We start from the raw sequence: 9802 nt of genomic DNA on the forward strand, positions 1-9802 counted from the left end.
GAAGTAAACAGATGACAAGTTTGTTGGTAATTATAGTTTTAGTTTTATTAGCAGTTGCACTATGGCAATTGACCAAGATATTTGATCTTACTCAAGTAGGATCTTCTTCGGACGATTCTCAAGTTGCATCAGATAATGACAATAACATTCAGGGATATATTTTGTTTGGCTTTTTAGCATTCATTTATATATTTACTATTTATGGTTTACTAAAATGGGGTAATTTGGCGCTTCATACTCCTGCTTCAGAGCATGGTGGTTTAGTAGATAGTTTAATGAATATTACTTGGGTTTTGATCTTTACAGTTCAAGTTATTACTCAAGGTTTATTATACTGGTTTTCTTTTAAATACAAAGGAAATAAAGATAAAAAAGCATTATTCTTTGCTGATAGTAACAAATTAGAAGCAATCTGGAGTATCATTCCATCTGTTGTTTTAGCTTGTTTAATTCTTTACGGATTATATGCTTGGAATAACATTATGTTTGTTGATAAAGACGAAGATGTAATTGAAATTGAATTATACGCTCAGCAATTTAAATGGACAGCTAGATATGCTGGACAAGATAATGTTTTAGGAAAAGCTAACGTACGTTTAATTGAAGGAATCAATACATTAGGAGTTGATATGTCAGATCCTAACTCTCAGGATGATATTGTAGTTTCTGAGCTGCATATCCCTAAAGGTAAAAAAGTACACTTCAAAATGCGTTCTCAAGACGTTTTACACTCAGCTTATATGCCTCACTTTAGAGCGCAGATGAACTGTGTTCCTGGAATGGTTACAGAATTTGCTTTCGTTCCAACTTATACTACTGCTGAATACAGAGAGCTTCCATTTATGGTTGAGAAAGTTGCGAATATTAATAAACTTAGAGCTGAAAAAAGTGCTGAGTTAGTTGCAAAAGGCGGTACAGCTTTAGATCCTTATACATTTGACTATTTATTATTATGTAATAAAATCTGTGGAGCTTCACACTATAACATGCAAATGAAAGTTGTGGTTGATACTCCTGAAGATTATAAAAAATGGTTAAGTGAAAAAACTACTTTAGCTCAAGATATTAAAGCAGCAAAAGCTGCTGAAAAACCAGCTGAAGGAGCTGCTCCAACTACAGATACTACTGCAAAAGTAAAAGATACCGTAAAAGCGGTAGTTGATACTGTTAAAGCAGCTGTAGCTAAAGTTGCGATGAAATAATATTATTAAGAAAATTTAAAGTACACATATATGTCAGCAGAAGCGCACGGTCACGATCACGGACACGATCACGAGCACGAACATCATCATAAAGACACGTTCATTACTAAATATATTTTTAGTATTGATCACAAAATGATTGCTAAACAATACTTAATTACGGGTATTGTTATGGGAGTAATTGGGATTGCAATGTCCTTGCTTTTCAGAATGCAATTAGCGTGGCCAGAAGAGTCTTTTAAAATATTCAATGTTTTATTAGGAGATAAATTTGCACCTGATGGTGTAATGGCTAATGATATTTATCTTGCTTTAGTTACAATTCATGGTACCATCATGGTATTCTTTGTACTGACGGCAGGTTTAAGTGGAACTTTTAGTAACTTACTTATTCCACTTCAAATTGGAGCGCGAGATATGGCTTCTGGATTTATGAACATGATTTCATACTGGTTGTTTTTCTTATCTGCTGTAGTAATGTTAAGTTCTTTATTTGTTGAAGCTGGACCAGCTTCTGCAGGTTGGACAATTTATCCTCCATTGAGTGCATTACCGCAAGCAATTCCAGGTTCTGGAACAGGTATGACTTTATGGTTAGTTTCAATGGCTATATTTATTGCATCTTCTTTAATGGGATCATTAAACTACATTGTAACTGTTATTAACTTAAGAACAAAAGGAATGTCTATGACTAGACTTCCTCTTACAATCTGGACATTTTTTGTAACAGCTATTATTGGTGTTATTTCATTCCCAGTATTATTATCTGCAGCTTTATTATTGATTTTTGACAGAAGTTTTGGTACTTCATTCTTCTTATCAGATATCTATATTGCTGGAGAGGTTTTACACTACCAAGGAGGTTCTCCAGTATTGTTCGAACACTTATTCTGGTTCTTAGGTCACCCTGAGGTTTACATCGTAATCTTACCAGCAATGGGACTTGTTTCTGAAATTATGGCTACGAACTCTCGTAAACCAATCTTCGGATATAGAGCGATGATTATGTCAGTTCTTGCAATTGCATTCTTATCAACTATTGTATGGGGTCACCACATGTTTATTTCTGGTATGAATCCTTTCTTAGGATCTGTATTTACTTTCACAACTTTATTGATTGCAATTCCATCTGCTGTAAAAGCGTTCAACTGGATTACAACTTTATGGAAAGGTAACTTACAATTCAATCCTGCAATGTTATTCTCTATTGGAATGGTTTCTACTTTCATCACTGGAGGTTTAACAGGAATCATTTTAGGAGATAGTACTTTAGATATTAACGTTCACGATACTTACTTTGTAATTGCTCACTTTCACTTAGTAATGGGTATCTCTGCACTTTACGGAATGTTTGCTGGTATTTACCACTGGTTCCCTAAAATGTACGGAAGAATGTTAAACAAAAATTTAGGTTATATTCACTTCTGGATTACAGCAGTTTGTGCTTATGGAGTTTTCTTCCCAATGCACTTTATCGGATTAGCTGGTTTACCAAGACGTTACTATACAAATACTAACTTCCCATTATTTGATGATTTACAAAATGTGAATGTTTTAATTACAACATTTGCTCTTGTAGGAGGTGCATTCCAGTTAGTATTCTTATACAACTTCTTTAGCAGTATTTTCTACGGTAAAAAAGCTGTTCAAAACCCATGGAAATCTACAACTTTAGAGTGGACTACTCCAGTTGAACATATCCACGGAAACTGGCCGGGAGAAATTCCTCACGTATACCGTTGGCCGTATGACTACAGTAACCCAAATCATGATGTAGATTTTGTTCCTCAAAATGTACCAATGAAAGAAGGTGAAGAAGTTTTACACCACTAAAATATATCAAAGGCTGTCAGAAATGACAGCCTTTTTTTGTTTGGTTAAGGTTTAAACCTTAAGCTTACTGTTTTACAAACTAATTAGTTTCTATATCTTTGCAGGATGAATGAAAATCTAGATCCTACAACTAAAGGATATAACTCAGAAGAATTAGATCTTGAAAAAAGATTACGTCCGCTGTCATTTGACGATTTTGCCGGACAAGATCAGGTTTTGGAAAATTTAAAAGTCTTTGTTGCCGCTGCTAACCAACGTGGAGAGGCACTTGATCATGCTTTGTTTCATGGACCTCCCGGACTTGGGAAAACGACTTTGGCAAATATTTTGGCAAATGAGCTGGAGGTTGGAATCAAAATTACTTCTGGACCTGTTTTAGATAAACCTGGAGATTTAGCCGGATTGTTAACCAATCTAGATGAAAGAGATGTTTTATTTATAGATGAAATTCATCGTTTGAGTCCAATTGTTGAAGAATACTTATACTCAGCAATGGAAGATTTTAAAATTGATATTATGATTGAATCTGGTCCAAATGCCAGAACCGTTCAAATCAATTTAAATCCATTTACATTAATAGGAGCGACAACTCGTTCCGGATTATTAACAGCTCCAATGCGGGCTCGTTTTGGAATTTCATCACGTTTACAATATTATTCTACCGAACTTTTAACCACAATTGTAGAAAGAAGTGCTGGAATATTAAAAATGCCAATTGATCTTGAAGCTGCAATTGAAATTGCTGGCCGAAGCAGAGGAACTCCTCGTATCGCAAATGCATTGTTGCGAAGAGTTAGAGATTTTGCTCAAATAAAAGGCAACGGTACGATTGATCTAGAGATTTCTAAATATGCATTGAAGGCATTGAATGTTGATGCTCATGGACTTGATGAAATGGATAATAAGATATTATTGACCATTATTAATAAGTTTAAAGGCGGGCCAGTTGGTCTTTCTACCTTGGCGACAGCAGTTTCTGAAAGCAGTGAAACTATTGAAGAAGTTTATGAACCTTTCTTGATTCAGGAAGGATTTATTATGCGTACACCCCGCGGGCGTGAAGTTACCGAGAAAGCATATAAACATTTAGGAAAGATAAACACAAATATACAAGGAGGTTTATTTTAAATTTTTATGTCTGAAAAACAAAAATATACTTATCCTGAAAAATTATCTATACTAAGATTTTTCAGAGATGCTGAAGGTGTTCGCAGAAATCCGATTCCTTTTCATAAAAAATATTTTGATAAATTGGGAGATTCTTTTTCTATTAGAATTGGTCTTTCAAAATATATAATCTTGTCGAGAGATAATGAAATTGCACAGTATATCTTAGTTAAGAATCAAAAAAATTACCATAAATCTAAATTTCAATCCGTATATCTTTCCAAGTATTTAGGTAAAGGGCTTTTAACGAGCGATGGTGATTTTTGGCTAAAACAAAGACGTTTGATTCAGCCGGCATTTCATAAACAAAAAATGAATCAGCTGGTTGATAATATGAATGCCGTTATTGTTTTAGAATTAGAGAATTTAATTGAAGAAAAGCCAATAGACCTCTTTCCCGTAATGAGTAACCTGGCATTTAATGTCGTAGCAAAATCTTTATTTCAGCTTTCGACTGCTGAGAATAAATTTCAACGTATTAAGTTTATTATAGAAGAAGTTCAAAATTTCTTAATTAAAGAAATTAGACTTCCACATAAAGCATGGTGGTTTTCATTGAGTGGTCAGGTTAAGAAACATCTCAAGTTAGCCGAAGAAAACAATCATATTATTCAGGAAATCATAGAAGAAAGAAAAGCATCGGGAGAAGAAATAAATGATTTATTGAACATGCTTTTGGAGACCCGATATGAAGATACTGGAGAAAGCATGTCAGTTGAACAATTGATTGACGAAATTAAAGTTTTGTTTATTGCAGGGCATGAAACAACTGCTAATGCTTTGACTTTTACACTTCATCTTTTGGGTAGAAATCCTGAAGTTCAGCAAAAGATTTTTGAAGAAATAATCGAAATTGAATCTCAAACGGATAATGTTATCGAGCAGCTTCAAAAAATGACCTATACAAATGCTGTTTTGAACGAATCTATGCGTTTGTATCCGCCAGCATGGATTACTGACAGACAAAATCTTGAAGATGATTCTCTTGCTCATTTTAATATAAAGAAGAATACCCTAATAGGAGTTTCTTTTTACGAACTGCATCGAAATCCTAAGTATTGGAAGAATCCGGATGAATTTATTCCGGAACGATTTCTTGGAGATCGAAAAAAGGAGTCGATGCAATATTTTTATCCATTTGGTGCTGGTCCAAGAATGTGTATTGGCACTGGATTTGCCATTTATGAAATGTGCTTGACTATAGCACAAGTTGTAAAAAAATATATCATTAAATCTAATAATGATGTAATTCAATTTAATCCGCTGATTACTCTAAAACCTGTTAATGTAGAAGTTTCATTTTTTAAAAGATGAGTATTAATTCAAAAGAGACATATTCAAAATTTATAAAAGAAGAAGCCAAAAGATTGGGTTTTATTTCTTGCGGAATTTCTAAAGCAGGTTTTCTGGAACAAGAAGCACCACGGCTTGAAAAATGGTTAAACAATAACCATAATGGTCAAATGGCTTATATGGAAAATCATTTTGATAAACGTTTAGACCCGACTTTATTAGTAGATGATGCTAAAAGTGTAGTTTCACTTTTGCTGAATTATTTTCCATCTGAATCTCAAAATGAAGAAAGTTTCAAAATATCGAAATATGCCTATGGTCAGGATTATCATTTTGTTATCAAAGAAAAATTAAAAGAATTTTTGCATTCGATACAAGAAAATATTGGTGATGTATCCGGTCGTGCCTTTGTCGACTCTGCACCAGTTTTAGATAAAGCATGGGCTGCCAAAAGCGGTTTAGGCTGGATTGGAAAAAACAGTAACCTAATAACCCAAAGGGTAGGTTCTTTTTACTTTATAGCAGAACTTATCCTGGATTTAGATTTAGAATATGATCATGCTGTAACAGATCATTGCGGTTCCTGCACTGCATGTATAGACGCTTGTCCTACACAAGCAATCCTTGCTCCGTATATTGTAGACGGCAGTAAATGTATTTCTTATTATACAATAGAACTTAAGGAAAATCTTCCGAATGATATGAAAGGAAAATTTGATGAGTGGATGTTTGGTTGTGATACTTGTCAGGATGTCTGCCCTTGGAATCGATTTTCTAAACCTCATTCAGAACCACTTTTTAACCCAAATCCGGATCTGCTGTCTTTCTCAAAAAAAGACTGGACAGAAATTACCGAGGAAACTTTTCGGGTAGTTTTTAAAAATTCTCCTATCAAAAGAACCAAATTTGACGGGCTCAAAAGAAACATTAAATTTTTAGAATAATCTAAATTAAAATCAAATTTGTTTCTTACAATTTTGTGTTTTTATATTATTGATTTTCAGTTGTTTGATTTGTTTTTATCTCTTTTTTTGATGAGTATAAAATGTAAGATAATTTAGTTTTTTCTCCCTCTAAATCTTAATAAATTGACTTTTCTTTAAAAAATTAAGAAATTTCTGTTGTTTCATTGTTAAATTATCATGTTTATTGACTTGTTAAAGTTAATTTAAGTTTACTAAAAGTGTATTTCAACGTTTTTCCGAGTAGTTTGTCGACTAATGTAGCTAGTATTGAGGTGTTTATATATTTTCGCCGCTCCAAAACTACTAATTTAACCGAGAGACATTTGTGTCTTGAACCGAGAACATTATGGTCAAAACGCTGCATAACTATTTTTTTGATTTTGAAAAGCTTATTTTCAATAATCTAAAATCTATCCCTTTATTTTTTTCGTATCTCGTTTATAACTTGAAAGCCCATTCTGGGATTTCAACAATAATTTCTATTACTCAAATTAATACCGAGTCTGTCTATGCGTAACTCTACTTTTAATTGGTTTAAGTTTTTTAAATCAAATTGTACTATTTTATTCTTTCTTTTAATCAGCACCAGTGCTTCTGCGCAGTTTTATACTACGCACTATATTGCACCTGCTCCTTGGCAGTATTTTAGTAAAGCGAATGAAATTGTTATTGCAACTAACTCTACAACTACTGTAAAAATTACTGTATCAAAAAGTGATGGGACTTTAGTCACTAATCTTACAGCGGTAAAAGGTACTCCTGCTGTTTATAGATTTGCAGGTCTCCCAAAAGACGCACCTGCATTTACACTGAATACCGTTTTAAATGCTGCTGGTTTAATTGTTAAAGGAGATAAACCTATATCAATAAATTTAAGAAATATTGCTTCTGATGCGTTAGGAGCAGATGGCAGTGATAAAGATATTAAAGGAAATGCTGCATTAACAAGTTTTGGAGATGCTGGAATAGGGATTAGATTTAGAGTTGGATATTATAGAGATGGATCACTTGGTAATTTTAATAATTATGGTGATCAACGCCCAATATACAGCGTTATGGCTATTAATAACGGGACTTCAATAAAAATAAATAGTGTCGTTACAACAACTCTAAATGCAGGACAAAGCTATTTGTTTACAGCACCTATTGGAACACTCGTAGAATCTTCAAACCCTGTAGTTATGAATACCTCGGCAGCAATTGATACTCCAGGCGGATGTGGAGACGGGGCGTACAATCAAATTCCCCCTGAAGCAGTTTTAGGGACAGAATATTTTCTTGAAAGAGGAACAGGAAATAATACAGCAGAGCAGACTACTGTTGTGGCTACAAAAGACGACACAAAAGTAACCATAGAAAGCTATTCGACTACAGGAGCATTAGTAGGATCACCGGTTACTGTAACTTTAGCACAAGCTGGAAATTTTTATACTTTTATAAATGGTGTTAAAGATGTTAGTTTTACAGCTTCTCATATTAAAGCAGATAAAAGAGTTGCCGTATATTCTGGAACAGCACAAAAATGCGAGGTTGATATTTCCACAATTGCGCCGGTATCAGAATGCGGTGGATCTAATTTCATAGAGACCGCAAAATTTAGAAATTATGGTACGGGAACATTAGATTATTTTGGATATATTCTTTTAAGAAGCGGGACAGAAGTTGTAACTGTGAATGGGAATAATATTGCCAATATATCTGGTGTTGGAGCTCGTTATCAGATAGGGAATACAGGCTGGTATTTAATAAACTTCAATAGTCAACAAATTGGGAGTCCAGATTTTCTTTCTATTGAAAGTAATGCTAAATTAACGGTTTCAATTGTACAGCAGGATGGAGGTTTCTCTATGGCGGGATTTTTCTCAAATTTTGCTGTCCAGCCAGAAGATCCAACCTTTACTTATATATCAGGCGGAGGATGTACTAATAATACAGCTACATTAAAAACACCAACAGGATTTGCTCCTTATCAATGGTATTTAAACGGTGTTGCTATATCAGGGGCAAACTCAGAGACTTATACAGCTACAAAAACGGGAGCCTATTCAGTTGCTTCAACTTTAACTTGTGGAGCTCAGACACAATCAAAACCTGTTTCAGTTACTTTATGTACTGATTTAGGCGTTACAAAAACTGTAGACAACGCAACTCCATGCGTAGGTTCAAATGTTGAATTTACAGTAAAATTGAGCAATTTAGGCGTTAACAACGCAACAGGAGTTTCGATAAACGATTTACTTCCTACAGGTTATACATTTGTCAGCTCTACACAAACAATAGGAAATTATAATGCCTCAACTGGTGTTTGGAGTATAGGAGATGTAAATGGTGGAGTAACTGAAACATTAAAAATTACGGCAAAAGTTAATGCTTCTGGTGTTTACAATAACACAGCAGCATTGCCGGCATCAACAGTAGATAGTAATACGGCTAATAACAGCGCCAGTGTTTCAACTACACCAAATGCGTTACCAACAGCTTCGATAACAGGAGCACTAACGGCATGTTTAACGACTACTTTAAATGCAGTAACTAATGCAGCATCGCCAACGTATGTTTGGTATAAAAACAATGTTGTAATTTCTGGTCAAACATCATCTTCGTTAGTTGTAAATTCTGATGGAGATTATAAAGTTAAAGTTACAAATTCTTCAACTGGATGTGAAGCAACTTCTGCTGCTTCTACAGTAAAAGTTAGTGATACAGAGAAACCAGCAAAACCTGTTTTGGCAGACATTACAGGGCAATGTTCAGCAACTGCAACCGCACCTATAACAACAGATAATTGTAAAGGAACAGTAACCGGAACAACGACCGATCCTTTGACTTATTCAGTTCAAGGTACTTATACAATTAATTGGAGTTTTAATGATGGTAACGGAAACGTAGAAACTGCGACTCAAAAAGTAATTATTAAAGACACTCAAAAACCAACAATTACCTGCCCATCAGCAGTTGTGGTTTCTGCTAATGCAAACTCTTGCGTAGCAACAGGAGTTTCTTTAGGCACGCCAACAACATCAGATAATTGCAGCGGCACAGTAACCGTAACGAATAACGCGCCGTCAAGTTTCCCATTAGGAAATACAACAGTAACCTGGACAGCAACGGATGCAGCAGGAAATACACAAACCTGCACACAGACTGTAACAGTAAATGATACTCAAAAGCCAACAATTACCTGCCCATCAAATGTGGTAGTTTCTGCTAATGCCAATTCATGTGTAGCAACTGGCGTTAATTTAGGCACACCTACAACATCAGATAATTGCAGCGGAGCAGTAACAGTAACAAATAATGCACCGTCAAGTTTCCCATTAGGAAATACTACTGTGACTTGGA

6 protein-coding genes are annotated in these 9802 nt (G+C 34.6%); all 6 read left to right on the forward strand.

The genetic code is table 11. The features are described from left to right. Positions 1-11: 11 nt before the first annotated feature. On the forward strand, positions 12-1202 hold the full coding sequence (locus tag ACTJIW_RS09990; RefSeq protein ID WP_012023716.1) for a cytochrome c oxidase subunit II: 1191 nt from the start codon (positions 12-14) through the stop codon (positions 1200-1202). Positions 1203-1232: 30 nt separating this feature from the next. Then, positions 1233-3035 carry a cytochrome c oxidase subunit I gene (locus ACTJIW_RS09995; protein ID WP_121362328.1) on the forward strand — a complete coding sequence of 601 codons (1803 nt, stop codon included), beginning with the start codon at positions 1233-1235 and terminating at the stop codon, positions 3033-3035. A 105-nt stretch (positions 3036-3140) separates the two neighbouring features. Then, positions 3141-4163, forward strand: a complete 1023-nt coding sequence (ruvB, locus tag ACTJIW_RS10000) for a Holliday junction branch migration DNA helicase RuvB (protein ID WP_012023718.1) — start codon at positions 3141-3143, stop codon at positions 4161-4163. 6 nt (positions 4164-4169) lie between these two features. Next, a complete protein-coding gene (locus ACTJIW_RS10005) occupies positions 4170-5516 on the forward strand; it encodes a cytochrome P450 (RefSeq protein ID WP_440714496.1) in 1347 nt (448 codons plus the stop codon). Continuing rightward, the gene (queG, locus tag ACTJIW_RS10010; protein WP_012023720.1) at positions 5513-6439 is read left to right on the forward strand and encodes a tRNA epoxyqueuosine(34) reductase QueG; all 927 of its coding nucleotides are present in this window, start codon (positions 5513-5515) and stop codon (positions 6437-6439) included. Before ACTJIW_RS10005 ends, queG begins: the two co-directional genes overlap by 4 nt. A 530-nt stretch (positions 6440-6969) precedes the next feature. Further along, on the forward strand, positions 6970-9802 hold a 2833-nt coding region (locus ACTJIW_RS10015; protein WP_440718451.1), incomplete at its 3' end, for an HYR domain-containing protein.

The organism is Flavobacterium sp. 22659 (assembly GCF_052044235.1).
Classification (GTDB): Bacteria; Bacteroidota; Bacteroidia; order Flavobacteriales; family Flavobacteriaceae; genus Flavobacterium; species Flavobacterium johnsoniae.

Coding starts and splice junctions, on each gene's coding strand:
- ACTJIW_RS10005 (WP_440714496.1), top strand. CDS start 4,170: ATGTCTGAAAAACAAAAATATACTTATCCTGAAAAATTATCTATACTA.
- queG (WP_012023720.1), top strand. CDS start 5,513: ATGAGTATTAATTCAAAAGAGACATATTCAAAATTTATAAAAGAAGAA.
- ruvB (WP_012023718.1), top strand. CDS start 3,141: ATGAATGAAAATCTAGATCCTACAACTAAAGGATATAACTCAGAAGAA.
- ACTJIW_RS09995 (WP_121362328.1), top strand. CDS start 1,233: ATGTCAGCAGAAGCGCACGGTCACGATCACGGACACGATCACGAGCAC.
- ACTJIW_RS09990 (WP_012023716.1), top strand. CDS start 12: ATGACAAGTTTGTTGGTAATTATAGTTTTAGTTTTATTAGCAGTTGCA.